Source organism: Streptomyces sp. NPDC096136 (assembly GCF_044763325.1).
Classification (GTDB): Bacteria; Actinomycetota; Actinomycetes; order Streptomycetales; family Streptomycetaceae; genus Streptomyces.
In genome coordinates, this window is the sequence record NZ_JBIWFZ010000005.1 from 241545 (window position 1) to 266193 (window position 24649).

Sequence of the window (24649 nt, forward strand, 5' to 3'; positions counted from 1 at the left end):
GCGGGTCTCCTCAGAACGCCAGCGAGCGGTCGACGGCGTCGAGCACCCGGTCCAGGCCGGGCAGGTACTCGTCCTCCAGGCGGGCCGGCGGGTACGGGGCGTGGAAGCCGCCGACGCGCAGCACCGGGGCCTCCAGGTGGTAGAAGCACCGCTCCGTGATGCGGGCGGCGATCTCGGCGCCCGTGCCGAGGAAGACCGGGGCCTCGTGGACCACGACCAGGCGGCGGGTCTTCTCCACCGACGCCTGGATGCCGTCGAAGTCGATCGGGGACATCGAGCGCAGGTCCAGGACCTCGACCGACTTGCCCTCCTCGGCGGCCGCGGCGGCCGCCTCCAGGCAGACCTTCACCATCGGGCCGTAGGCGGCCAGGGTGAGGTCGGCGCCCTCGCGGACCACCCGCGCCTTGTGCAGCTCGCCGGGGATGGCGTCGGTGTCGACCTCGCCCTTGTCCCAGTAGCGGCGCTTCGGCTCGAAGAAGATCACCGGGTCGTCGCTCAGGATCGCCTGCTGGAGCATCCAGTACGCGTCGCTGGCGTTGGACGGGGAGACCACCTTCAGGCCCGGGACGTGCGCGAAGAGCGCCTCGGGGGACTCGCTGTGGTGCTCGACCGCGCCGATCGCGCCGCCGTAGGGGATGCGGACGACGACCGGCAGCTTGATCTTGCCGAGGGCGCGCGCGTGCATCTTCGCGAGCTGCGTGACGATCTGGTCGTACGCGGGGAAGACGAACCCGTCGAACTGGATCTCCACGACCGGCCGGTAGCCGCGCAGGGCCAGGCCGATGGCGGTGCCGACGATGCCCGACTCGGCGAGCGGGGTGTCGATGACCCGCTCCTCGCCGAAGTCCTTCTGGAGCCCGTCGGTGATGCGGAAGACACCGCCCAGCTTGCCGACGTCCTCGCCCATGATCAGGACCTTGGGGTCGGTCTCCATGGCCTTGCGGAGCGACTCGTTGAGCGCCTTCGCGATCGACATCTTCTCGACAGCCATCAGTGACCCTCCTCGGCCGGCTCGAAGGAAGCGAGGTAGGCGGCGAACTGCGCGCGCTCCTCGTCGACGAGCGCGTGCCCGTCCGCGTAGACGTTCTCGAAGATCGCCATGGTGTCGGGGTCGGGCATCGCGCGCACGACCTCGCGGACCCGCTTGCCGAGGGCCTCGCTCTCCGCCTCCAGCTCCTCGAAGAACGCCTCGTCGGCGCCCCCGGAGGCCAGCAGGTGGGCCTTCAGGCGCAGGATCGGGTCCTTCGCCTCCCAGGCGGCCGTCTCCTCGTCCGCGCGGTACTTCGTCGGGTCGTCCGAGGTCGTGTGGGCGCCCATGCGGTACGTGAACGCCTCGATCAGGGCCGGACCCTCGCCGCGGCGGGCGCGGTCCAGGGCCCAGCGGGTGACCGCGAGGCAGGCGAGGACGTCGTTGCCGTCGACGCGGATGCCCGGGAAGCCGAAGCCCTGGGCGCGCTGGTACAGCGGCACGCGCATCTGGCGCTCGGTCGGCTCGGAGATCGCCCACTGGTTGTTCTGGCAGAAGAACACCACGGGGGAGTTGTAGACGGCGGAGAAGTTGAAGGCCTCCATCACGTCGCCCTGGCTGGACGCGCCGTCGCCGAAGTAGGCGATGACGGCGGAGTCGGCGCCGTCCTTGGCCACACCCATGGCGTAACCGGTCGCGTGCAGCGTCTGCGAGCCGATGACGATCGTGTAGAGGTGGAAGTTGTTGGTGTTCGGGTCCCAGCCGCCGTGGTTCACGCCGCGGAACATGCCGAGCAGGTTCGTCGGGTCGACCCCGCGGCACCAGGCCACGCCGTGCTCGCGGTAGGTCGGGAAGACGTAGTCGTCGTCGCGGAGCGCCCGGCCGGAGCCGATCTGGGCGGCCTCCTGGCCCAGCAGCGAGGCCCACAGGCCCAGCTCGCCCTGGCGCTGGAGCGCGGTCGCCTCGCCGTCGAAGCGGCGGGTCAGCACCATGTCGCGGTAGAGACCGCGCAGGTCCTCGGTGGTGATGTCGGCGACGAACGCCGCGATCTCCGCGACGTCGGGGTGGCCCTCGGCCTCGACCCGTTCACCCTCGGGCGTCAGCAGTTGTACGAGCTGAGGCTCGGCGTCGTGCGGCTGTGCGGTGGCAGCGGCGGTCTTGCGGGCGCTCGCCGCGCCTGCCGCCCGCTTGGTGCCGCTGCTGCGTCGCGGCTTGCGCGCGGCAGTGCTCTCCACGGTCACGTGTGCTCCTCCGTCGGTCCGGCACCCGGGTTCTCCGGGGACCAGTGCGGCTCACCTGTATCCGTACCCGCACACGGGGTGGGTGCACGGCGCGTAACGGATTCAGGCGTGACAGGTGCCCCGGCGAGTGCCCTGCGCACAGCACGTTACCCAGTGCGACGCATAACTGCGAAACCCCGTTTGACCTGCGATTTTGCTTGGATATCCAAGTAAATCGGCCGCAGCGGGAACATCCACTGGTCACAGCCTTGCAGGGGGCCGGAACAACGGCACGTTATCCCGGGTAACTCCGCCAGGGAAGAGGCGAGTGTGTGAAGATGAGCTTGTGCGCGAAAACGGAAAAATCAAAGTATTTCTCCTGGACGACCACGAAGTAGTACGTCGGGGCGTTCATGAGCTTTTGTCGGTCGAAGAGGACATCGAGATCGTCGGCGAGGCCGGTACCGCCGCGGACGCCCTGGTGCGCATCCCGGCGACCCGCCCCGACGTCGCCGTCCTCGACGTGCGCCTGCCCGACGGCAGCGGTGTCGAGGTGTGCCGCGAGGTCCGCTCCCTGGACGAGGACGTCAAGTGCCTGATGCTCACCTCGTTCGCCGACGACGAGGCGCTGTTCGACGCCATCATGGCGGGTGCCTCGGGCTACGTCCTGAAGGCCATCCGGGGGAACGAGCTGCTCAGCGCGGTGCGCGACGTGGCGGCCGGCAAGTCGCTGCTGGACCCGGTGGCGACCGCGCGGGTGCTGGAGCGGCTGCGCGACGGCAAGAACGGCAGGGGCGACGACCGCCTCGCGAACCTCACCGAGCAGGAGCGCAAGATCCTCGACCTGATCGGCGAGGGCCTGACGAACCGGGTCATCGGCGAGCGGCTGCACCTCGCCGAGAAGACCATCAAGAACTACGTCTCCAGCCTGCTGTCGAAGCTGGGCATGGAGCGCCGCTCCCAGGCCGCCGCTTACGTCGCCCGGCTCCAGGCGCAGAGGCGCTAGCCGCGCTCGACCCCGCGCCGAGTGCGCCCCGGGCGCACTCCACCCGCGACCGAGCGGTACGCAACCCCGTTCGAGCGCGTCCCGAGGGGGAGCCGAGTGGACGTCGACGGGACCTCCGGCGGAGGGCGGGCGGCGCCCCGGGACGCGCCGTCCGATTCGGGACCAACGTCCCCCGCCGTGGGGGGCGGGATCCCCTTTCCCAACCGGCGGCGGGGGCCCGAGAGTGGTCGCATGTCACCGGAGGAGATGCACGCCGTCGCCATGCTGCGCGGCGTTCCGTACGGCCGGATCGCCACCAGCATGCGCGCCCTTCCCTTCCTCGCCGTCGCCCGCCACATCGTGGTGGGCGGCCGGATCGGACTGAGAATGCACGCCGGATTCGGACATCACCACGCCTGCAACGGCAGCGTGGTCTCCTACGGGGCCGACAACTTGAATTCCGGTGCCTCGCGGTTGTGGTCCGTGCAGGTCACGGGCATGGCGGAGCTCGCCGAACCGACCACCGCCGAACTGGAACTATTCGGCCCGGGACCGCATTTCGTGGACGGCGAGGTCTTCGACCCGGTCTACATGCGCATCGATCCGCAGTTCGTCACGGTGCACACCCTCGGGCCGGAAAACACCGACCGCCGCCGCCGGCACGCGCTGTGACGCGGGGAAAGCCGGAATGCGTACGAAAGAGGCCCGGCGGAATGGGAATTCCGCCGGGCCTCCACCCGTATGCGCTGCCGGTCGGCCGGGGCGGCCGCCCCGGCTGGTCGGCGGCCCCGGCTAGTCGGCGGCCTCGGCGCCGGCCGGGCTGCCACCGCCGCCACTGGGCGGCGTCGGCTTCGTGGTCGGCGGCTCCACCGGAGTGGTCTTCGGCGGCGGGGTCGTCGGGTTCTTGGTCTCCGGCGTCGTCGAGCTGCCCGACGAGGCCGACGGGATGGTGCTCGGCGTGTACTTGCTGCGGCTCGGGGCGGGCGTGAAGGTGTCGTCCTCGTGCGAGCGGCCCGTCTCGGGGCTCGACGAGGTCGACGGGGTCTCCTGGGTGCCGCCGCTGCTCTGCGCCGTACCGGGCGTGCTCACGCTGGTCTTCGGCTTGGCACCGCCGCCGGCGCCGAGACCGCCGTTCTTGACCGCGTACGCGACACCGCCGGCGATGGCCAGCACCGCGAGCAGCGCGAAGAGCCAGACCTTCCACTTCCCGCCGCCGGAGCGGTTGTCGTACCCGTCGTAGCCGTCGTAGCCGTCGTACCCGCCGTGGCCGCCCGGGCCGCCGCCGTGGCCGTGGCCGTGGCCGCCGCCGGGGAAGGCCGTGCCGTCGTCCGGGTTCAGCGGGGGCACCATCGGCTGCTGGAACTGCGAGGTGGTGGCGTGCGCGTTGTACGGGGGCCGGGGGCCGCCGTTGCCGTTCGCGGGCATCTGCGAGGTCGGCGCGCCGCCGGGGTGGCCGTGCGGGAGCGCCATGACGACGGGGCCGGTGTTCCAGGTGCCGGTGTTCGGGCCCTGGTCCTGGAGCATCTGGAGGGCGTACTGGACGAGCCCGCGCATCTCCTCGGCGCTCTGGAACCGGTCGTCCGGGTCCTTGGCGAGCGACCGCATGACGAGGCCGTCGAGTTCCTGCGGGATGTGGTGGCCCTCGGGCAGCTGCGAGGGCGGCACCGGGGCGTCCTGGACGTGCTGGTAGACCACCGACAGCGGGGTCTCGCCGGTGAAGGGGGGCCGCAGCGCGAGCAGTTCGTAGAGCAGGCAGCCGGTGGCGTACAGGTCGCTGCGGTGGTCCACGGCCTTGCCGAGGGCCTGTTCCGGCGACAGGTACTGCGGGGTGCCCATGACCATGCCGGTCTGGGTCATCGTGGACTGGGCGCCGTGCAGGGCGCGGGCGATGCCGAAGTCCATCACCTTCACCGCGCCGGTGTTGGTGATGATGACGTTGGCGGGCTTGATGTCGCGGTGCACGATGCCGTGCTGGTGCGAGTAGGCCAGCGCCTCCAGGACGCCCGACACGATGATGAGCGCCTGCTCGGGCCCGGGGGCCTCGGCGCTGATCAGCAGGTCGCGGATGGTGCGGCCCTCGACCAGCTCCATCACGATGTACGGGACCACGCTCGGGCCCACCCGGTCCTCGCCGGAGTCGTACACGGCGACGACGGCGTGGTGGTTGAGGCCGGCGACCGACTGTGCCTCACGGGTGAAGCGGGCCTTGGACACCGGGTCCTCGGCCAGGTCGGGGCGCAGCAGCTTCACGGCCACGGTGCGGCCCAGCCGGACGTCCTCGGCCGCGAAGACCTCGGCCATGCCGCCGCGGCCCAGGCGGTGGGTCAGCCGGTAACGGCCGTCCCCCACGAGGCCGCCCGCGCCCCAGTGCTCAGGACCGTCGGCCATCCCGGCTCCGTTTCCCTCGGGTTCGGGTGCCATCAGTCCTCGCCGTCGTCTCTCTCGTCCGCTCTAGCGGTGGGGCCTCTTCGGGTGCTCCGGTGAACGCTACAGCCTCTGAACCCGTCACCGTTCGGCTACAGACACCCCGTAGGCCCGTGGTCACGCAGCGGGCACCGGCTTGACGTGTGCTTGCCCTCCGGCAGACTGGGCGCGACATGCGCTCAGCCAGACGCGTAGCAACACAGCCCGAGGGGAAGCAACAGTCATGAGCCAGGACGGCACACAGGGCCGGTACGCAGGCGGCTCCCTGGCCGGTGGCCGTTACCAGCTAAGGGATTTGCTGGGCGAGGGGGGCATGGCCTCGGTCTACCTCGCGTACGACTCCGCGCTCGACCGCCAGGTCGCCATCAAGACGCTCCACAGCGAACTGGGCCGCGAGGCGTCCTTCCGCGAGCGCTTCCGCCGCGAGGCGCAGGCTGTTGCGAAACTGTCGCACACCAACATCGTCTCGGTCTTCGACACGGGCGAGGGAACCGTCACCTTCGGCGCCGGCGGCGGCGACGAGGCGGTCATGCCGTACATCGTCATGGAGTACGTGGAGGGCCAGCCCCTGGGCTCGGTCCTCGACACGGACGTGCACCAGTACGGGGCGATGCCGGCGGACAAGGCCCTGAAGGTGACGGCCGACGTGCTGGCCGCGCTGGAGACCAGCCACGAGATGGGGCTGGTCCACCGCGACATCAAGCCCGGCAACGTGATGATGACCAAGCGCGGCGTGGTCAAGGTCATGGACTTCGGCATCGCCCGGGCCATGCAGTCGGGGGTCACCTCGATGACGCAGACCGGCATGGTGGTCGGCACGCCGCAGTACCTGTCCCCCGAGCAGGCGCTGGGGCGCGGCGTGGACGCCCGCTCCGACCTGTACTCGGTCGGCATCATGCTGTTCCAGCTGCTGACGGGCCGCATCCCGTTCGACGCCGACTCCCCGCTGGCGATCGCGTACGCGCACGTCCAGGAGGAGCCGGTGGCCCCGTCCTCCATCAACCGGTCGATCACGCCGGCGATGGACGCGCTGGTGGCGCGGGCGCTGAAGAAGAACCCGAACGAGCGCTTCCCGACGGCCGCGGCCATGCGGGACGAGATCATGCGGATCATGTCGGCCGGCCACACCGGCGCCCCGGCCATCGTCCCGGGCGCGGCCACGGGCGGCAGCGGCGCGGGCGTGGGCTCGACGGTGTTCCCGCCGGTGGACGCGGGCTTCCAGCCGCCGCCGGCGCACTCGCTCCAGCAGCCGTACCAGGCCCCGCAGACCCCGCCGCCGGGCCCGTACGCGCAGCCGGCCCCGACGCAGCAGCAGCCCGGCGGCTACGCGTACCCGCACACGGCCCAGGCGCCGCAGCAGCAGTACGCGCCGCAGACCCCGCCGCCGTTCACCATCTCCCCGAACCCGGCGCCCGCTCCGGCCCCCTCGGGCGGCGGGAAGAAGAACGCGCCGGTGGTGGTCGGCGCGATCGTGGTGGCCCTGCTGGCCATCGGCGGGCTGATCGCCGTGCTGAACATGGACGACGAGGACCCGGGCAAGGACACCACCGCGAGCCCCGCCGCGTCGACGGCCGCCTCGGCCTCGGCCAAGGCGGGGCACAAGGGCCCGGACATCTCGCGCACGATCGACGCGGACAAGTGCAAGAGCCCGACGAAGTCCTACAAGGACTCGACGAAGGTCATGGCTCCGGACTTCCGGTACAAGAACCTGATGTCGATCAAGCAGTGCATCCAGGCGGCCGGCTGGAGGTACAAGATCACGGAACGCGACGAGACCGTCTACGGCCAGGACACGGTGCTGGAACAGCTGCCCGAGGCCGGGGCCGACGTGCCCAAGGAGGGCACGGAGTTCACGCTGATCGTCTCGACCGGAAATCCGTCGTAGCGGACCGCCGGCCGCGGACCGCGGACTGACGCCCGGGCATCCCGGGGCACCCTGACGGGTGTCCCGGGATGCCCGTTTTATCCCCCTGTGCCAACCTGAGTGCGGCGCCTCGACCCCCGGCGTCCAGGCCGCACGGAACGGGAGGGGCACCCGTGGTCCAACGCCTCCGCGCCCCGCACTGGACGGCCGGAGCCGCACTGGCGGCCGCCGCCCTGCTGGCCACCGCGCCCGCCTGCGCGACCTCCGCCCGCATCCCCGCCGCCGCGGTGCGCGAGAGCCCCGGCCCGGGGGCCCCGGGACAGCTTCCGGCCGTGGACGAAGAGGTGCCCGAAGAGGCGTACGAGGAGCTCGCGGGAAGCGCCGCGGGCGTCGGGCGGGAGCACCCGGGGCGGCCCGCGAACGCCCCCGCCGACCCCGAGGTCACCACCGCCTCCCGCCCCCTGCACCCGGTCCGCCCGGCCCCGCGGCCGGAGCGGCCGGAGCGCCGGGAGCGCCCCGCCGGCCAGCGGCCCACCACCCCGGCGAGCCCCGCGCCCAGCCCCGCCCCGAGCCGCTCCACCCCGGCCTCGGCACTGGGCACGGAGCCGAACGAGCGGATCGCCGACCTGGCCGCGCACCTGCTGCCGCTGGGCACCGGGCTGGCCCTGATGGGCGTCGGACTGGGGTACATGGGCGTGCGGCTGCGGCGCGGCCGCTAGCGGAGGACGGGCGTCCAGGCGGGCATACTCGGTATACATACCGAGTATGCCCGTGTATACATACTGAGTATGTCGATCCGTCACGGCCTTCTCGCGCTGCTGGAACGGGGCCCCCGCTACGGCTCCCAGCTGCGCACCGAGTTCGAATCCCGCACCGGCTCCACCTGGCCCCTCAACGTCGGGCAGGTGTACACGACCCTGGCCCGCCTGGAGCGCGACGGGCTCGTCGCGCCCGGCGGGGAGGACGCCGCCGGGCACACCCTCTACGCCATCACCGACACCGGGCGCGGCGAGCTGCGCGACTGGTACGAGCGCCCCGTGGACCGGGCCAACCCGCCCCGCGACGAGCTGGCCATCAAGCTCGCCATGGCCGTCGGGGCCCCCGGCGTGGACATCCGCGCCGTCATCCAGTCCCAGCGGCACGCCACGGTCCGGGCGATGCAGGACTACACCCGGCTCAAGGCCCAGGCCCTGTCCGCCATCGAGACCGGGCAGGCGCACGAACGCGACGACGTGGCCTGGCTGCTGGTCCTGGAGCAGCTGATCTTCCAGACCGAGGCCGAGGCCCGCTGGCTCGACCACTCCGAGGCCCGCCTGGTCCGGCTGGCCGCGCTCGGCACCACCGGCGGCGCACCGGCCGCCCCGGCCGCCGGCAACGCCACGCCGCCCCCGGCGGCCGCCACCGGCCCGACCTCCGGCACCACCGGCCCCGCCGCCCGCACGCGGCGGGGCTGAACAGCCCTTCCAAGGGGGACCCTTCATGCCCGACCAGCAGCACAGCTCCCACCCGAACCACCCGAACCCTGCGAGCCAGGCGAACCACGCGGGGCGCGCCGCCCGGCCCGCCGCACCCGTGCTCCGGCTGGAGAACCTCGTCCGCACGCACGGCAGCGGCGCCACCGAGGTGCACGCCCTGCGCGGGATCGACCTCGCCGTGCACCCCGGCGAACTCGTCGCCGTGATGGGCCCTTCCGGCTCCGGGAAGTCCACCCTCCTCACCCTCGCGGGCGGACTCGACACCCCGACCTCCGGCCGGGTCGTCGTCGAGGGCGTCGACCTCACCACCGCCGGGCGCCGCAAGCTGGCCGCGCTGCGCCGCCGCAGCATCGGCTACGTCTTCCAGGACTACAACCTCATACCGGCCCTCACCGCGGCCGAGAACGTGGCCCTGCCCCTCGAACTCGACGGGACCTCCGCCCGCAGGGCCCGCACCGCCGCCCTCGCCGCCCTGGAGGAGATCGGCCTGCGCGCCCTCGCCGACCGCTTCCCCGACGAGATGTCCGGCGGCCAGCAGCAGCGCGTGGCCATCGCCCGCGCCCTCGTGGGCGAGCGCCGCCTGGTCCTGGCCGACGAACCCACCGGCGCCCTCGACTCCGAGACCGGGGAGTCCGTGCTCGCCCTGCTGCGGCTGCGCTGCGACGCCGGCGCCGCGGGGATCCTGGTCACGCACGAGCCCCGCTTCGCCGCCTGGGCGGACCGGGTGGTGTTCCTGCGCGACGGCAGCGTCGTCGACGAGACCCTGCGCAGCCACGCCGACTCGCTGCTCTCCGGGCGGGCGGCCGGCCTGTGACCTCCCCGCTCGCCTCCTGGTACCACTCCTGGATCGCTGCCCTGCGCATCGCCCGCCGCGACGCCTGGCGCGCCAAGGGCCGCAGCGCCCTGGTCCTCTCGATGATCGCCCTGCCGGTCGTCGGGGTCAGCGCCGTCGACCTCACCCTGCGCAGCGCCGAACTCACCCCGGGGCAGACGCTGTCCCGCCAGGTCGGAGTCGCCGACGCCCTGCTCGAATCGCCCCACCTGGACAGCCCGATCCTCCAGAGCCCCGACGCGAGGCGCTACGCGCCCGTCGGCGGCTACGAGAAGTACCGGCCCGACCCGGACAAGGAGCGCGCCCCGCTCAAGAACGCCGTCCCGGCCGGCGCCGAAGCCGTCCAGGACAGCCGCTCCAGCGTCAAGGTGCACACCCGGCACGGCCTGCTCGACACCCCGCTGCGCGAACTGGACGTCCACCACCCGCTCACCCGGGGCCTGTTCACCCCCCTCCGCGGCCGGCTGCCCCAGGGACCGGGCGAGGTCATGGCCACCGCCGCCTTCCTGGAGCACTCCGGGCTGTACGTCGGCTCCTCCGTGACCCCGCGCGGCTCGAAGGCCCCGTACCGGATCACGGGGGCCTACGAACTGCCCTCCGAGCTGGCCCGGGACGAGCTGCTGGCCCTGCCGGGCACCCTGCTCCTGCCGCTCGACAAGGCCCTCACGGCCGCGGGGGCACCCGGGCTGAACGTCGACGACTCCTTCCTCGTGAAGGTCGGCGGCGATGGTTTCACGTGGAACATGGTCAAGGAGGCCAACGCCAAGGGCGGGCTCGTCCGCTCCCGCGCCGTGGCCGAGCACCCGCCCGCCGACTCCGCGGTGCCGTTCTACGCCCAGGAACCCGACCAGCGCTTCGACAGGCCGGGCCCGGACGGCGGCCGGATCACCGAGAAGGCCGTCGCGGCCACCGTCGTGGGCCTGGCCCTCCTGGAGGTCTGCCTGCTCGCCGGACCGGCCTTCGCGGTCGGCGCCCGGCGCTCGCGCCGCCAGCTCGGCCTGGTCGGGGCCAACGGCGGCGACCGCCGGCACATCCGGGCCATCGTCCTCTCGGGCGGCCTGGTCATCGGCGCCGTGTCCGCCGTCCTCGGCTGCGCCCTGGGCGTGGGCCTCACCATCGGGCTGCGGCCGCTCCTGGAGGAGAAGATCGGCAGCCGCTTCGGCGCCCTCGACTTCCGCCCCCTGGAGCTCCTCGGCATCGCCCTGCTCGCCGTTGTGACCGGCCTGCTGGCCGCGTTCGTCCCGGCCGTCACCGCCTCCCGGCAGACCGTCCTGGCCTCCCTCACCGGCCGCCGGGGCATCCGGCGCGCCAACCGGATCCTGCCCCTGGTCGGGCTGCTCGCCATCGTCGCGGGCGCCGCGCTGGCCCTCTACGGGACCCGCTACCGGGTCAGCCCCACCGTCGTCATGGGCGGCAGCGCCCTCGCCGAGCTGGGCGTCGTCGCCCTCACCCCGGTGCTCGTCGGCCTGTTCGGGCGGCTGGGGCGGTGGCTGCCGCTCTCGCCCCGGCTCGCGCTGCGCGATGCCGTCCGCAACCGGGGGCGCACGGCCCCGGCCGTGGCCGCCGTCCTGGCCGCCGTCGCCGGAACCGTGGCGGTCTCCACGTACCAGCACAGCCGGGACGTCCAGGCCCGCCACGAGTACGTCGCCGAACTGCCCGCCGGCGCCGGCCTGCTCAGCGCCAACGACAACAGCGCCCACAAGGACGTGCCGACGGCGCGCGAGACCCTCACCCGCACCCTGCCGGTGGCGGTGCGCGCCGATGTGGACCGCCTGTCGATCGGCAACCCCAACTGCGAGTCGTACGCCCGGGACCCGGGCTGCGGACGGGTCGAGCTCATCGTCCCGAAGGAACAGCGCTGTCCGCTCTACGAGTCCGAGCACGGCCCCGCCGACTTCCCGAAGGAGGAGGTGAAGAAGCTGCGCCAGGACCCCCGCTGCGCCATACCGCGCCGCATGGGCTCCTCCTTCGACACGATCGTGGCGGACGAGAAGCTCCTCCAGGTCCTGGAGGTCACGGACCCGGGTTCGGTGGCGGCGCTCAAGGCGGGGCGGCCGGTCGCCTTCGACCGCCGCGTCGTGAAGGACGGGAAGATCACCCTCCGGCTCGTCACCGACCCCGCCGCCGCGCAGAAGGCGGAGGCGGTCCACGCCGAACTGCCCGGCCAGGACAAGGTCCTCGCCGTCCACCAGGCGCCCGAGGGCACCGAATCCTGGGGCGTGCGGGTGGTCCTGCCGCCCGCCGCGGTGAAGGCCGCCGGGATCGCCACGGCCCCGGTCGGGGCGTACTTCAGCCTGGAGCGGGCCGCGGGCACCGAGCAGCGGCAGCGGCTGGACGGGGAGATCGACCGCACGGGCGCCGACGTCCGCGTCTCGATCGAACGCGGGTACCAGGAGGACAGCACCATCGGGATGCTGGCCCTGGCCGTCTTCGCCGGCCTGGTCACCATCGGCGCGGCCGGCATCGCCACCGGCCTGGCCCAGGCGGACTCCGAGGCCGATCTGAAGACCCTGGCGGCGGTGGGCGCGGCCCCGCGCGTGCGGCGCACGCTCAGCGGCTTCCAGTGCGGGGTGGTCGCCCTGATGGGCGTCGTCCTCGGCTCGGCGGCGGGCATCCTGCCCGCGGTCGGCCTGCGCCTCACCCAGGAGCGCGAGCAGCGGAGCCTGCTCCAGCGCGCCGTCGAGATGGGCTACTCCACCCCGGACGAGCCCCTCTACGTCCCGATCGCCGTCCCCTGGGACACCCTGGCCGGCCTCCTGGTCCTCGTCCCCCTGGGCGCGGCCGTACTGGCCGCACTGGTCACGAAGTCGAGCGGCGCCCTGGCCCGGCGGGCCGCGGGATGACGTTGCCGCCCCCGCACAGGGTGGATCACGCCCGTGCGGGGGCACACCGTGTGAGAACGAAGGTGTGCGAGAGAATGGCGGCATGGAGATGCCGAGGAGTGAACGGTCGCAGGACAGTCCCCCGCACGTCCTGATCGTGGGACAGGACGGGAAGGCGGTCGGCGGCGCCGATGACGAGTCGCGCGAGGTCCCGGTGACGGAGATGGTCGAACAGCCCGCCAAGGTCATGCGGATCGGCAGCATGATCAAGCAACTTCTGGAAGAAGTCCGCGCGGCTCCTCTGGACGAGGCCAGCCGGGTCCGTCTCAAGGACATCCACGCGGCGTCGGTGAAGGAACTGGAAGACGGCCTGGCCCCGGAGCTGGTCGAGGAACTGGAGCGCCTCTCCCTGCCGTTCACGGAGGAGGCCGTTCCGTCCGAGGCCGAACTGCGGATCGCCCAGGCGCAGTTGGTGGGATGGCTGGAAGGCCTCTTCCACGGCATCCAGACGGCCCTGTTCGCGCAGCAGATGGCGGCGCGGGCCCAACTGGAGCAGATGCGCCGCGCCTTGCCCCCCGGCGGCCCCCACGACGACGACGAGGAAGGCCCCCACGGCGCCATCCGCTCGGGCCCGTACCTCTAGGCCTCCGGCGGGGCCGTTCACAGCCCCGCCGACGTTCGAGCGGTGGCCGGGGTGGGCCTGGGGCGGAGGCCCGGGGAACGGGGGTCCGGGGCTCGCCCCGGGAAACGGAGAAAGGGCGGGGCGGGGAGACGGCTCCGCGCAGCGGCACCCGCACCCGGCCGCCGGCCGCAGCGTAAGCGGGGGTTAAGTGCGCCCCCACGGAGTCGGCTTGGCCCGCGCATACTCAAGGGCATGAGCTACGACGCCATCGTCCTCGCCGGCGGCGCCGCCCGGCGCCTCGGCGGGGCCGACAAGCCCACCCTCCCGGTGGGCGGCCGCACCCTCCTCGACCGCGTCCTGGCGGCCTGCCAGGACGCCGCCGCGACCGTCGTCGTCGGCGGCCGCAGGCCCACCGCCCGCCCGGTCGACTGGACCCTGGAGGCCCCGCCCGGCGGCGGCCCGGTGGCCGCGCTCCAGGCCGGGCTGCGGCGGACGACCGCCGGGCTGGTCCTCGTGCTCTCCGCCGACCTGCCCTTCCTCGACCGGGACACCGTCCGCGCCCTCCTCTCCTCGGCCGCCGCCGGCCCCGGGGACGGGGCCCTGCTCAGCGACCCCGAGGGCCGCGACCAGCCCCTCGTCGCCGCCTATCGCGCCGAACCCCTGCGCCGCGAGATCGCCCTGCTCGCGACCGAGCACGGCACCCTCCACGGCCTCCCCCTGCGCACGCTCACCGCCGAGCTGGACCTGGCCAGGGTCACGGCCGCTGCGCCACTCGCCTCCTTCGACTGCGACACCTGGGAGGACCTGGCGACGGCCCGTGCCCGGATCAGGGAGCATGGGAACGTGCTGGAGCAATGGATCAACGCCGCCAAGAACGAGCTCGGCATCGACGTCGACGTCGACACCAAGACCCTGCTCGACCTCGCCCGTGACGCCGCGCACGGTGTCGCCCGGCCCGCGGCCCCGCTGACGACCTTCCTGGTCGGCTACGCGGCCGCACGCGCCGAGGCGGCCGGCGCCGACCCCGCCGAGGCCGTCGCCGAGGCCTCCCGGAAGGCGGCCGCCCTGGCCCTGCGCTGGGCGGCGGAAGCCGAATCCCTCGACGCCCGGCCCACCGACCCCGAGGGGAACGGCTCTCCATGACCCGTACCGACGCCGACGGCGCCCTGGACGAGGCGCTCGCCCTGGTCAGCCGTACCCCCGCCGCCGACGGCGGGGGTGGCGGGCACCGCGCCAGTGCCTGGCAGCGCGCCCGGGAGAACGCCGCCCTGGCGGGCACGACCATCCGGGCCCGCAGCCACCGGGTGGCCCTCGCGGACGCGCTCGGCGAGGTGCTGACCGGCTCCCTGGACGCCCTCGGCGACCTCCCGTCCTTCGACACCTCCGCCATGGACGGCTGGGCCGTCGCCGGGCCCGGCCCCTGGGCGATCCGCCCCGGCGACGGGATCCTGGCCGGGGGGACCTCGGACGCCTCGCCCGCGCCCCTCGCCGACGGCGAGGCCGTCCGGATCGCCACCGGCGCCCGGATCCCCGCCGACACCACCGCCGTGATCCGCAGCGAACACGCCCGCGAGTCGGGCACCCAGCTGCACGCCACCCGCCCCGTGGGCACCGGTCAGGACATCCGCCCGCGCGGCCAGGAGTGCCGTTCCGGCGACCCGCTGCTCCCGGCCGGCTCCCTGGTCACCCCCGCCGTCCTGGGCCTGGCCGCGGCCGCCGGGTACGACGAGCTCGTCACCCGGCCCCGGCCGCGCGTGGAGGTCCTCGTCCTCGGGGACGAGCTGCTCACGGAGGGCCTCCCGCACGACGGGCTGATCCGCGACGCGCTCAGCCCCATGCTGGGCCCGTGGATCACCCGCATCGGAGCCGAGGTGGTCTCCACCCGCCGGCTCGGGGACGACCCGGCCGGGGCCGAGGCCCTCTTCGAGGCGATCACCGGCTCCACCGCCGACGTGGTCGTCACCACCGGCGGCACCGCCTCCGGCCCCGTCGACCACGTCCACCCCGTGCTGGAGCGGGCCGGCGCCGAGCTGCTCGTGGACGGGGTCGCCGTGCGCCCCGGACACCCGATGCTGCTGGCCCGCCTCGGCGACCGCGCGGAGGGCCGCCACGTGGTCGGCCTGCCCGGCAACCCCCTCGCGGCCGTGTCCGGCCTGCTGACCCTCGCCGAGCCGCTGCTGCGCGCCCTCGCCGGCCGCCGCCAGCGCCCCCGCTACGCCGTACCGGTCCAGGGCGAGGTGCCGGGGCACCCGTACGACACCCGGCTGGTGCCGGTCCTGCTGACCGACGAGCACGCGGTACCGCTGCGCTACAACGGCCCGGCGATGCTGCGCGGGGTGGCCGGCGCCGACGCGCTGGCCGTCGTACCGCCGCACGGCGCGCGGAACGGGCAGGAACTGGAGGTCCTCGACCTGCCGTGGGCCGCCGGGGGATGTTTCACGTGAAACTCCACGGTCAGGACGCGATGGCGCGCGGCGCCGACGAGAGGCTCGTCTCACGCCGCATCAAACTGCCCAAGCGGGTGGTGGAAAGGCCGCTGCGCCAGGTCGCCAAACGGCTGCTGATGGCGCTGTTCGTGCTCTGCCTGACGGTCCTGATCGTCTGGCTCGACCGGGACGGCTACCACGACAACGCCAACGACCAGGTCGACCTCCTCGACTGCGTCTACTACGCGACGGTCACCCTGTCGACGACCGGATACGGCGACATCGTCCCGTACAGCGACAGCGCGCGGCTGGTCAACATCCTGCTGATCACCCCGCTGCGCGTGCTGTTCCTGATCATCCTGGTCGGCACCACCCTGGAGGTCCTGACCGAACGCACCAGGGAAGAGTGGCGGTTGAACCGCTGGAGGAAGAACTTGCGCGAGCACACGGTCGTCGTCGGCTTCGGCACCAAGGGCCGCTCGGCGCTCCAGACGCTGCTGGCGACCGGCCTCCAGAAGGAGCAGGTCGTCATCGTCGACCCCAGCGCCAAGGTCGTCGACATGGCCAACGCGGAGGGGTTCACGGGGGTCGTCGGCGATGCCACCCGCTCGGACGTCCTGCTGCGCGCCGAGCTCCAGAAGGCCCGTCAGATCATCATCGCCACGCAGCGGGACGACACCGCGGTCCTCGTCACGCTGACGGCCCGGCAGCTCAACCGGGGCGCGCGGATCGTGACGGCGGTCCGTGAGGAGGAGAACGCACCGCTGCTGAAGCAGTCCGGCGCCGACGCCGTCATCACCAGCGCGAGCGCCGCCGGGCGGCTGCTGGGGCTGTCCGTGCTGAGCCCGAGGGCGGGCGCCGTGATGGAGGACCTGATCCACCAGGGCAGCGGCCTGGACCTGGTCGAACGGCCCGTCAACCGGTCGGAGGTCGGTCTGGGGGTGCGGGAGACCGGTGACCTGGTGGTCAGCGTGGTGCGCGGGCACCGGCTGCTCGCCTACGACGATCCGCAGGCCGGCCCGCTCCGGCTGACCGACCGGGTGATCACCATCGTGCGGGCCACCCCGCCGACGACCCCTCAGGTCACTCTCGGCCCGGCGGAGTAGCCGGCGCGGTAGATTCCGGGCCATGCATGCGATCACCATCGAGCAGCCGGGCGGCCCCGAGGCCCTCGTCTGGGCCGACGTACCCGATCCGGTGGCGGGCGAGGGCGAGGTGCTCGTCGAGGTCGCGGCCAGCGCCGTGAACCGCGCCGACGTCCTGCAGCGGCAGGGCTTCTACGATCCGCCGCCGGGGGCCTCGCCCCATCCCGGCCTGGAGTGCTCCGGACGCATCGCCGCCGTGGGGCCGGGGGTGTCCGGCTGGGCGGTGGGCGACGAGGTGTGCGCCCTGCTGTCGGGCGGCGGGTACGCGCAGAAGGTCGCCGTTCCGGCGGGCCAGCTGCTGCCGGTCCCGCAGGGCGTGGACCTGGTGGCGGCGGCCGCGCTGCCGGAGGTGGTCGCGACGGTGTGGTCCAACGTGTTCATGGTCGCGGGGCTGCGGCCGGGCGAGACCCTGCTCGTGCACGGCGGTTCGAGCGGCATCGGCACCATGGCGATCCAGCTGGGCAAGGCCGTGGGCGCGCGGGTGGCGGTGACGGCGGGCGGCAAGGAGAAGCTGGAGCGCTGCGCGGAGCTGGGCGCGGACGTCCTGATCGACTACCGCGAGCAGGACTTCGTGGAGGAGCTGCGGACGGCGACGGACGGCGCCGGGGCGGACGTGATCCTGGACATCATGGGCGCGAAGTACCTGGGCCGGAACCTGGAGGCCCTGGCCATGAACGGCCGGCTGGCCGTGATCGGCTTCCAGGGCGGGGTGACGGCGGAACTCGACCTGCGCAAGCTCCTGGCGAAGCGGGGCGCCATCACGGCGACCTCGCTGCGCGCCCGCCCGTTGGAGGAGAAGGCGGCCATCATCGCGGCGGTACGGGAGCACGTCTGGCCCCTGATCGGCGCGGGCCGCGTCCGGCCGGTGGTCCACGCCACCTATCCGATCACGGAGGCGGCGGAGGCCCACCGGGTCCTGGAGTCGAGCGCGCACGTGGGCAAGATCCTCCTGACGGTCTGAGGCCCTCCCGAGGTCCCCGGGAGCCTCCACGGGAAACCCTCGGCCCGGGTCCCGCGCGGTCGGCGGAGGCGACCAGCCCCTCCAGCGCCTCCCTGGGGGACGCGGCGCACGCCATGACCCCGAACCCGGGCCAGGGCGCGTGCCAGGCGCTGGAGGACGCGGTGGTCCTGGCGGCAGAGCCGGCCGGCGGGGGCCGGCGGGGCCCGCCCTGGCCCGCCACGACGCGGTGCGCAGGCCGCGGGCCGGGTCCGTGGCCCGGGCGGCGCGCCGGGCGGGCCGCAGGGGCCACGCCCTGACGCACCCGCCGGCGGTCGCGGCCCGCGACACGGCGCTGCGCCCCGCCCCCGTCCGGGTCCACCGTCCGGGCCGTCCTGCGTCCGACGGCCTGGCCCCCGCCGCCCCCGCCCCCGGCCTGACGGGGGCCGCCCGCCCGCGCGGCTACAGACCGCGCAGCAGGACCGCCGGGTTCTCCACGCAGTCCGCGACGTAGCGCAGGAAGCCGCCCGCCGCACCCCCGTCGCAGACCCGGTGGTCGAACGTCAGCGACAGCTGGACGACCTGGCGGACGGCCAGCTCGCCGCGGTACACCCACGGCTTCGGGATGATCCGCCCGACGCCCAGCATGGCCGCCTCCGGGTGGTTGATGATCGGCGTGGAGCCGTCCACCCCGAAGACCCCGTAGTTGTTCAGGGTGAACGTCCCGCCCGTCAGGTCGGACGGGGCCAGCTTCCCGGCCCGGGCCAGCTCCGTCAGCCGGGCGAACTCCGCCGACAGGGACTCGGGGCTGCGCGTGTGGGCGTCGCGGACGACGGGGACCATCAGCCCGCGCTCGGTCTGGGCGGCGAAGCCCAGGTGCACCTCGGGGAGCCGGACGATCTCGTTCGCCGCGAGGTCCACCGTGGAGTTGAGCTCCGGGTAACGCGCCAGCGCGGCCGTGCAGATCCGGGCCAGCAGCGCGAGCACCGAGATCTTCGGGCCGTCCACCGCGTTCATCGCGGCCCGCGCCGCCATCAGCTCGGTGGCGTCCGCGTCGACCCAGCAGGTGGCCTCGGGGATCTCGCGCCGGCTGCGCGAGAGCTTCTCCGCCACGGCGCCGCGCAGCCCCTTGAGCGGGATGCGCTCGCCCCGCGCGGCCACCGCCGCGGGAGCGGCCGACGCCGCGGGAGCGGCCACGGGCGCGGGGGTCCGGAGCACGGCTTCCACGTCGGACCGCAGGATCAGGCCCTCCGGCCCGGACCCGCGCAGCGCCCGCAGGTCGACCCCGTTGTCCCGGGCCAGCTTGCGCACCAGCGGCGAGATGACGGGCACCGGCCCGGCGGGAGCCGCCGGGACCGGGACCGGAGCCGCGACCGGAGCCGGGACCGCGACGGGCGCCGACACCGCGCTGGTGACGGGTCGCACCCGTCGCCGACGCGCCGGGCGCGAGTGGTCCGAGCCGTACCCGATCAGCGGCCGGGGCGCGTTGGCGGAGCCTTCGGCATCCGCCTCGGCGACCGGGACCTGAGCGGCCCCGGCGGGCGCCGACTCCGCACCCACCGCCACGGTGATCAGCGGGGCGCCGACCGGCAGCTCCTCGCCCTCCTCGCCGAACCGGGCGGTGACAACGCCGCCGTACGGGCAGGGCACCTCCACCATCGCCTTGGCCGTCTCGACCTCGACGACCGGCTGGTCGATGGCGACGACGTCGCCCACCGCCACCAGCCACCGCACGATCTCGGCCTCGGTGAGGCCCTCGCCGAGGTCGGGCAGCTTGAATTCCATGACCTGCGGCATCAGTTCTCCCACTGCAGGCGGGCCACCGCGTCCAGGATCCGCTCCACACCGGGGAGGTGGTGCTTCTCCAGCATCGGCGGCGGGTACGGGATGTCGAAGCCCGTCACGCGCAGCACCGGCGCCTCCAGGTGGTGGAAGCAGCGCTCGGTCACCCGGGCCGCGATCTCCGCACCGGGGCCGCCGAAGCCGCCGGCCTCGTGGACCACGACCGCGCGCCCGGTGCGGCGCACGGAGGCGACCACCGTCTCCTCGTCGAAGGGGACGAGGGAGCGCAGGTCCACGACCTCCAGGTCCCAGCCCTCCTCGCGGGCCGCCTCGGCCGCCTCCAGGCAGACCGGCAGCGAGGGCCCGTAGGTGATCAGGGTGGCGCTCGTACCGGCCCGGCGGACCAGGGCCTCGCCGATGCCCGGGACGGCCGCGGGGGCCTCCGGCGACCACGGCGACTTGGACCAGTAGAGCCGCTTCGGCTCCAGGAAGACCACGGGGTCGTCACTGGCGATCGAGGCGCGCAGCAGCCCGTACGCGTCCTCGACGGTCGCCGGGGTGACGACCGTCAGGCCCGGCGTGGCCGTGTAGTAGGCCTCGGAGGAGTCGCAGTGGTGCTCGACGCCGCCGATGCCGCCGCCGTACGGCACGCGGATGGTGATCGGCAGCGGCATGGCGCCCCGCGTGCGGTTGCGCATCTTCGCCACGTGCGAGATGAGCTGCTCGAACGCCGGGTAGGCGAACGCGTCGAACTGCATCTCCACGACCGGCCGCAGCCCGTACATGGCCATGCCGACCGCGGTGCCGAGGATCCCGGCCTCCGCGAGCGGGGTGTCCGTGACACGGTCCTCGCCGAACTCCTTCGCGAGCCCGTCGGTGATCCGGAAGACCCCGCCGAGCGTCCCGACGTCCTCGCCCATCACGTGGACGGTCGGGTCCTCCGCCATCGCGTCCCGCATGGCCCGGGTCAGCGCCTGCGCCATCGTCGCGGGCTTGACCCCCTGCTGAGCCACCGTGGTCATGCGTCACCTTCCGCTTCCAGTTCCGCGCGCAGCATGGCCGCCTGCTCGCGCAGCCGGCCGGTCTGCTCGGCGTAGACGTGCGCGAAGAGGTCCATCGGGTCCAGTACGGGTTCGGCGTTCATCCGCTCGCGGAGGTCCGCCGCCATCGCCTCGGCCGCGTCGCGCGCCTCCCGGACGCCGGACTCGTCCAGCCAGCCGCGTGCCGTGAGCTCGCGCTCCAGCAGCTCCAGCGGGTCGTGCGCCTTCCAGGCCTCGACCTCGGAGTCGGACCGGTAGCGGGTCGCGTCGTCGGCGTTCGTGTGGGCCTCCATCCGGTAGGTGACGGCCTCGATCAGGGTCGGGCCGCCGCCCGAGCGCGCCCGCTTCACGGCCTCGGTGAGGACCTCGTGCAGCGCGGCGGCGTCGTTCCCGTCGACCAGCCGGCCGGGCATCCCGTACCCCACGGCCTTGTGGGCCAGGGTCGGGGCGGCCGTCTGCTTGGCGAGCGGGACGGAGATGGCGAAGCCGTTGTTCTGGACCAGGAAGACCACCGGGGCCTGCCAGACGGCCGCGAAGTTCAGCGCCTCGTGGAAGTCGCCCTCGCTGGTGCCGCCGTCGCCGACCATGGCAAGCGCGACGACCTCGTCCCCGCGCAGCCGCGCGGCGTGCGCCACGCCGACCGCGTGCGGGAGCTGGGTCGCGAGCGGGGTGCACAGCGGGGCTATGCGCAGCTCGCGCGGGTCGTAGCCGGTGTGCCAGTCGCCGCGCAGCAGGGTGAGCGCCTGGACGGGGTCCAGTCCGCGCGCCACGGCCGCGAGGGTGTCGCGGTAGCTCGGGAAGAGCCAGTCCTGCTCCTCCAGGACCAGCGCGGCCGCGATCTCGGCGGCCTCCTGCCCGACGGTGGAGGGGTACACGGCGAGACGGCCCTGCCGGGTCAGCGCGGTGGCCTGGGCGTTGTAGCGGCGGCCCCGCACCAGCGCGGCGTAGTAGCGGCGCATCAGCGCGGGGTCGAGGTGCTCGGCGGCCGCGGTGCCCAGGACCCGGTAGGGCTCCGGGTCCGGCAGCAGCGGAGCGGCCTCCGTGCGGGGCCTCCAGGCGGGCGGCGGGGTGACTCGGTGGGACGCACCGGCACCGGGCAGCTCTTGGACCGTCATGGCGGCGTACACCTCCTCGTGGGAAGCGGGCAGGGCGGGCCCCCGGTTGTGGGGTGCCTCACCTACCGATTGTTCGGTCGTCGGCGCAATTTGGCTACAGGCACCTTCAGGCTGTGGACAAACTGGCGACGGGGCCCTGGGATGGGTGCAGGACGTCCAGGAGAGGGAGGCAGTGGGCAATGCCGGATGAACAAATGGCCGGAACGGGCTCCGTACCGGCTACACCGGGAGGTGCCCCGGCCGCCCCGGCGGCACCGCCGGTTCCCGTCCCGCCGGCGGCGCCGGCGCCGCCCGTGCCGCCCCGCCCCCTCGACCCGATCGACCGGTCGATCATGCGCCTGCTCCAGGCGGACGGCCGTGCGTCGATACGGTCGGTGGCCGAGCAGGTGCACGTCTCGCGCGCGAACGCGTACGCCCGGATCAACCGGCTGATCGACGACGGGGTGATCCGCGGGTTCACTGCCCGGGTGAACCACGAACGAGCAGGTCAGGGGGCATCCGCCTATATCACCCTGAAGATCGTCCAGAACTCGTGGCGGACGGTGCGCGAGAAGCTGCGCGAGCTGCCGGGAGCCGCCCACATCGCGCTCGTCAGCGGGGATTTCGACGTCCTGCTGCTGGTCCACACGGCGGACAACCGCACGCTGCGGGAGCTGGTGCTGACCCGTCTGCAGTCCATCCCGGAGGTGCTGTCCACCCGCACGCTGCTGGTCTTCGAGGAGACGGACCTGCTGGACCCCGGCCCGGCCGGCGGCCCGGCGCTCACGGAGGACTGAAAGGGGGGAGGGGGCCGGAATCCGGCCCCCTCCCCCCTCGGTGCTCCCGCTAGGACTTCTAGGACTTCGCGCGCAGGCCGTCCAGGGCCATGCTGACCACGGCGTCGGCGAGCTGGTCGGGGGTCGTGCCCGGGTGCGGGCGGTACCACTCGACCAGCGAGTTGACCATGCCGAACAGCAGGCGGGTGGCCAGCCGGATGTCCACGTCCGCCCGCAGGTCCCCGTCCGCGGCGGCGGCCTTGAGCAGCTCGGCGACCTGGTGGTCGAACTCGCGGCGGCGCTCCAGCGCCCAGCGCTCGGTGCGGGTGTTGCCGCGCACCCGCAGCAGGAGGGTGACGTAGGGGAGCTCCGCGACCAGCACCTCGACCGTGCGGCGGGTGACGTACTCGACGCGCGCCACCGCGCGGCCGCGCAGGGCGCCCGGCTCCTCCAGGACCGCGAAGAGCTCGTCCAGCGCCCGGCTGACGGCCCGGTGCAGCAGCTCCTCCTTGCCCGCCACATGGTGGTAGATCGAGGACTTGGAGATGCCGGCGGCCTTGGAGAGGTGTTCCATGGAGGTGCCGTCGTAGCCGCGCTCGTTGAAGACCTGCACCGCCACCGACAGCAGCGTCTCGGGGGTGTAGGTGTCCCGCCTGGCCGTGGTCATCCGGTGCCCTCCTCCGCCGCCCCTGCGGCGGCCTCCTCCGGTTCGCCGTCGTCCGCGTAGCCCAGTTTGAAGAGGGCCAGCGAGGGGGCGTAGCGGCCGCCCGGGCAGCGCTCGTCGAGGTGGTGCAGGAGGTCGTACGCCCAGTCCCGGCCGACCCGCGCGTGCCATTCGGAGGGGCCCAGCGGGTAGTTGACGCCGAGCCGCATCGCGGTGTCGATGTCCTCCGCGGAGGCCACCCCGCGCGCCACGGCGTCGGCGGTGAGGTCGATCAGCATGGCCACGGTCCGGGCGACGATCATGCCGGGGACGTCCCCGATGACGGAGACCTCCTTGCCGAGCCGCTGGAAGAGGCCGACGGCCTCGGCGAGGGTGCGCTCGCTGGTGTCCTCGCTGACCGACAGGGCGATCCGGGTGGCCCGGCGGTAGTCCAGCGCGAGGTCGAAGTAGACGACGTCGGTGAACTCGACCGCGGTCTTCCCGTCGGCGAGCACCAGCTGGCCCTCGCCGGGCAGCTGGATGTACGGGCCGCCGTGCGCGGTGGAGGTCACCGCGATGCCGGCCTCCTCGATGAGCCCCGCCAGGGCGGCGGCCGGTCCGAGGTCGCCGACGACGGACACCTTCTCCGGCGCCTCCTGCGGCTCGGCGGTGCGCGGGGCGGGCGGCTGCGCGCCCTCGCCGTACGGGTACCAGCCGTGCCCGGACTTGCGGCCGAGGCGGCCCGACTGGACCAGCCGGCGCTGCGCGAGCGAGGGGGTGAACTTGGGGCTGCGGAAGAAGGACTCCCACACCGAGCGGGTCACGGCCTCGTTGACGTCCTGGCCGATCAGGTCGGTCAGGGCGAACGGGCCCATCTTGAAGCCGCCGCTCTCGCGCAGGACGGCGTCGATGGTCGCGGGGTCGGCGCCCTGCTCCTCGTACACGGCGAAGGCTTCCGCGTAGAAGGGGCGGGCGATCCGGTTGACGATGAAGCCGGGGGTGTCGGCGCAGCGGACCGGGGTCTTCCCCCAGCCCAGGACCGTGCGGTACGCGCGTTCGGCGGCGGCCGGGTCCGTGGCGGAGCCGCTCACCACCTCGACGAGGGGGAGCAGCGGGGCCGGGTTGAAGAAGTGCAGGCCGAGGAAGCGGCCGGGGTGCGCGAGGCCGGCGGCGAGTTCGGTGACGGAGAGGGAGGAGGTGTTGGTGGCCAGCAGGGCGTCCGGCGAAACCACCTCTTCGAGTGCCGCGAAGAGGGCGTGCTTGACGGTGACGTCCTCGACGACGGCCTCGACGACGAGGGCGGCGTCGGCGAGGTCGGCCAGGCCGTCGGCCGCCCGGATCCGGCCGGCGGCCTCCTCGGCCTCGGCGCGGTCGAGGCGGCCCTTGGCGGCCATCCGCTCGACGCGGTCGCGCACGAGGGCGGCCCCGGTGGCGGCGAGGGCGCGGTCGATGTCGTGGATCAGCACGCGGTGGCCCGCGAGGAGGGCCACCTGGGCGATGCCCTGTCCCATGGTGCCGGCGCCGACGACCGCCACAGTGCGGGACCGCTCGATTGCTGTCATGTCCTGATCCTCCCGCACCGGGTTGTCCACAGG

General features: G+C 73.8%; 21 protein-coding genes. 13 read left to right on the forward strand and 8 right to left on the reverse strand.

The window, feature by feature from the left end:
• Positions 1-10 precede the first annotated feature (10 nt).
• Positions 11-991: an alpha-ketoacid dehydrogenase subunit beta gene (locus ACIRBY_RS12995; RefSeq protein ID WP_403900067.1), complete on the reverse strand. Its 981-nt coding sequence runs from the start codon at positions 989-991 to the stop codon at positions 11-13.
• Positions 991-2208, reverse strand: coding sequence for a pyruvate dehydrogenase (acetyl-transferring) E1 component subunit alpha (gene pdhA / locus ACIRBY_RS13000; RefSeq protein ID WP_366454168.1), 1218 nt, complete (start codon positions 2206-2208; stop codon positions 991-993). Before pdhA (ACIRBY_RS13000) ends, ACIRBY_RS12995 begins: the two co-directional genes overlap by 1 nt.
• Before the next feature lie 325 nt (positions 2209-2533).
• On the opposite strand from pdhA (ACIRBY_RS13000), the gene ACIRBY_RS13005 reads away from it, so the two are divergent.
• Both ACIRBY_RS13005 and ACIRBY_RS13010 read left to right on the forward strand, forming a co-directional pair.
• Positions 2534-3193 carry a response regulator gene (locus ACIRBY_RS13005; protein ID WP_403900069.1) on the forward strand — a complete coding sequence of 220 codons (660 nt, stop codon included), beginning with the start codon at positions 2534-2536 and terminating at the stop codon, positions 3191-3193.
• 231 nt (positions 3194-3424) lie between these two features.
• The gene (locus ACIRBY_RS13010) at positions 3425-3844 is read left to right on the forward strand and encodes a pyridoxamine 5'-phosphate oxidase family protein (protein ID WP_403900071.1); all 420 of its coding nucleotides are present in this window, start codon (positions 3425-3427) and stop codon (positions 3842-3844) included.
• A 120-nt stretch (positions 3845-3964) separates the two neighbouring features.
• Here ACIRBY_RS13010 and ACIRBY_RS13015 read toward each other — a convergent pair whose 3' ends face one another.
• Positions 3965-5593 (reverse strand): protein kinase, encoded by a 1629-nt coding sequence (locus ACIRBY_RS13015; RefSeq protein ID WP_403900073.1) that lies wholly within the window; start codon positions 5591-5593, stop codon positions 3965-3967.
• Positions 5594-5819: 226 nt separating this feature from the next.
• Here ACIRBY_RS13015 and ACIRBY_RS13020 point away from each other — a divergent pair, with 226 nt between their 5' ends.
• The 10 genes from ACIRBY_RS13020 (at position 5820) to ACIRBY_RS13065 (ending at position 17743) form a co-directional block, all read left to right on the forward strand.
• The gene (locus ACIRBY_RS13020; RefSeq protein ID WP_403900075.1) at positions 5820-7481 is read left to right on the forward strand and encodes a protein kinase; all 1662 of its coding nucleotides are present in this window, start codon (positions 5820-5822) and stop codon (positions 7479-7481) included.
• Positions 7482-7633: 152 nt separating this feature from the next.
• Complete coding sequence (locus ACIRBY_RS13025) at positions 7634-8179, forward strand: hypothetical protein (protein WP_403900077.1); 546 nt, start codon at positions 7634-7636, stop codon at positions 8177-8179.
• A gap of 69 nt (positions 8180-8248) precedes the next feature.
• Complete coding sequence (locus ACIRBY_RS13030) at positions 8249-8914, forward strand: PadR family transcriptional regulator (protein WP_403900079.1); 666 nt, start codon at positions 8249-8251, stop codon at positions 8912-8914.
• A gap of 25 nt (positions 8915-8939) precedes the next feature.
• Positions 8940-9749, forward strand: a complete 810-nt coding sequence (locus tag ACIRBY_RS13035) for an ABC transporter ATP-binding protein (protein WP_403900081.1) — start codon at positions 8940-8942, stop codon at positions 9747-9749.
• 101 nt (positions 9750-9850) lie between these two features.
• Positions 9851-12610, forward strand: a complete 2760-nt coding sequence (locus tag ACIRBY_RS13040; RefSeq protein WP_403900555.1) for an FtsX-like permease family protein — start codon at positions 9851-9853, stop codon at positions 12608-12610.
• 82 nt (positions 12611-12692) lie between these two features.
• On the forward strand, positions 12693-13232 hold the full coding sequence (locus ACIRBY_RS13045) for a bacterial proteasome activator family protein (protein WP_366454159.1): 540 nt from the start codon (positions 12693-12695) through the stop codon (positions 13230-13232).
• Positions 13233-13463: 231 nt separating this feature from the next.
• The gene (locus ACIRBY_RS13050; RefSeq protein WP_403900083.1) at positions 13464-14354 is read left to right on the forward strand and encodes an NTP transferase domain-containing protein; all 891 of its coding nucleotides are present in this window, start codon (positions 13464-13466) and stop codon (positions 14352-14354) included.
• Positions 14351-15655: a molybdopterin molybdotransferase MoeA gene (locus tag ACIRBY_RS13055; protein WP_403900085.1), complete on the forward strand. Its 1305-nt coding sequence runs from the start codon at positions 14351-14353 to the stop codon at positions 15653-15655. The genes ACIRBY_RS13050 and ACIRBY_RS13055 overlap by 4 nt, the downstream gene beginning before the upstream one ends.
• A complete protein-coding gene (locus tag ACIRBY_RS13060) occupies positions 15643-16743 on the forward strand; it encodes a potassium channel family protein (protein WP_403900087.1) in 1101 nt (366 codons plus the stop codon). Before ACIRBY_RS13055 ends, ACIRBY_RS13060 begins: the two co-directional genes overlap by 13 nt.
• A gap of 22 nt (positions 16744-16765) precedes the next feature.
• Positions 16766-17743, forward strand: a complete 978-nt coding sequence (locus ACIRBY_RS13065) for an NAD(P)H-quinone oxidoreductase (protein ID WP_403900089.1) — start codon at positions 16766-16768, stop codon at positions 17741-17743.
• Positions 17744-18181: 438 nt separating this feature from the next.
• Here the strand turns inward: ACIRBY_RS13065 and ACIRBY_RS13070 are convergent, their stop codons facing one another.
• From ACIRBY_RS13070 to pdhA (ACIRBY_RS13080), 3 genes are read right to left on the reverse strand one after another with little or no spacing between them, the layout of a single operon-like run.
• Positions 18182-19516 carry a dihydrolipoamide acetyltransferase family protein gene (locus tag ACIRBY_RS13070; protein ID WP_403900091.1) on the reverse strand — a complete coding sequence of 445 codons (1335 nt, stop codon included), beginning with the start codon at positions 19514-19516 and terminating at the stop codon, positions 18182-18184.
• A complete protein-coding gene (locus tag ACIRBY_RS13075) occupies positions 19516-20523 on the reverse strand; it encodes an alpha-ketoacid dehydrogenase subunit beta (RefSeq protein WP_366454151.1) in 1008 nt (335 codons plus the stop codon). Before ACIRBY_RS13075 ends, ACIRBY_RS13070 begins: the two co-directional genes overlap by 1 nt.
• On the reverse strand, positions 20520-21656 hold the full coding sequence (gene pdhA, locus ACIRBY_RS13080; RefSeq protein ID WP_403900094.1) for a pyruvate dehydrogenase (acetyl-transferring) E1 component subunit alpha: 1137 nt from the start codon (positions 21654-21656) through the stop codon (positions 20520-20522). Before pdhA (ACIRBY_RS13080) ends, ACIRBY_RS13075 begins: the two co-directional genes overlap by 4 nt.
• Before the next feature lie 293 nt (positions 21657-21949).
• Here pdhA (ACIRBY_RS13080) and ACIRBY_RS13085 point away from each other — a divergent pair, with 293 nt between their 5' ends.
• Positions 21950-22432 carry an Lrp/AsnC family transcriptional regulator gene (locus tag ACIRBY_RS13085; RefSeq protein ID WP_403900096.1) on the forward strand — a complete coding sequence of 161 codons (483 nt, stop codon included), beginning with the start codon at positions 21950-21952 and terminating at the stop codon, positions 22430-22432.
• Positions 22433-22490: 58 nt separating this feature from the next.
• On the opposite strand, the gene ACIRBY_RS13090 is transcribed toward ACIRBY_RS13085, so the two are convergent.
• Positions 22491-23078, reverse strand: coding sequence for a TetR/AcrR family transcriptional regulator (locus tag ACIRBY_RS13090; RefSeq protein WP_366454148.1), 588 nt, complete (start codon positions 23076-23078; stop codon positions 22491-22493).
• Positions 23075-24616, reverse strand: a complete 1542-nt coding sequence (locus ACIRBY_RS13095; RefSeq protein WP_403900098.1) for a 3-hydroxyacyl-CoA dehydrogenase — start codon at positions 24614-24616, stop codon at positions 23075-23077. The genes ACIRBY_RS13090 and ACIRBY_RS13095 overlap by 4 nt, the downstream gene beginning before the upstream one ends.
• Between the last annotated feature and the right edge of the window lie 33 nt (positions 24617-24649).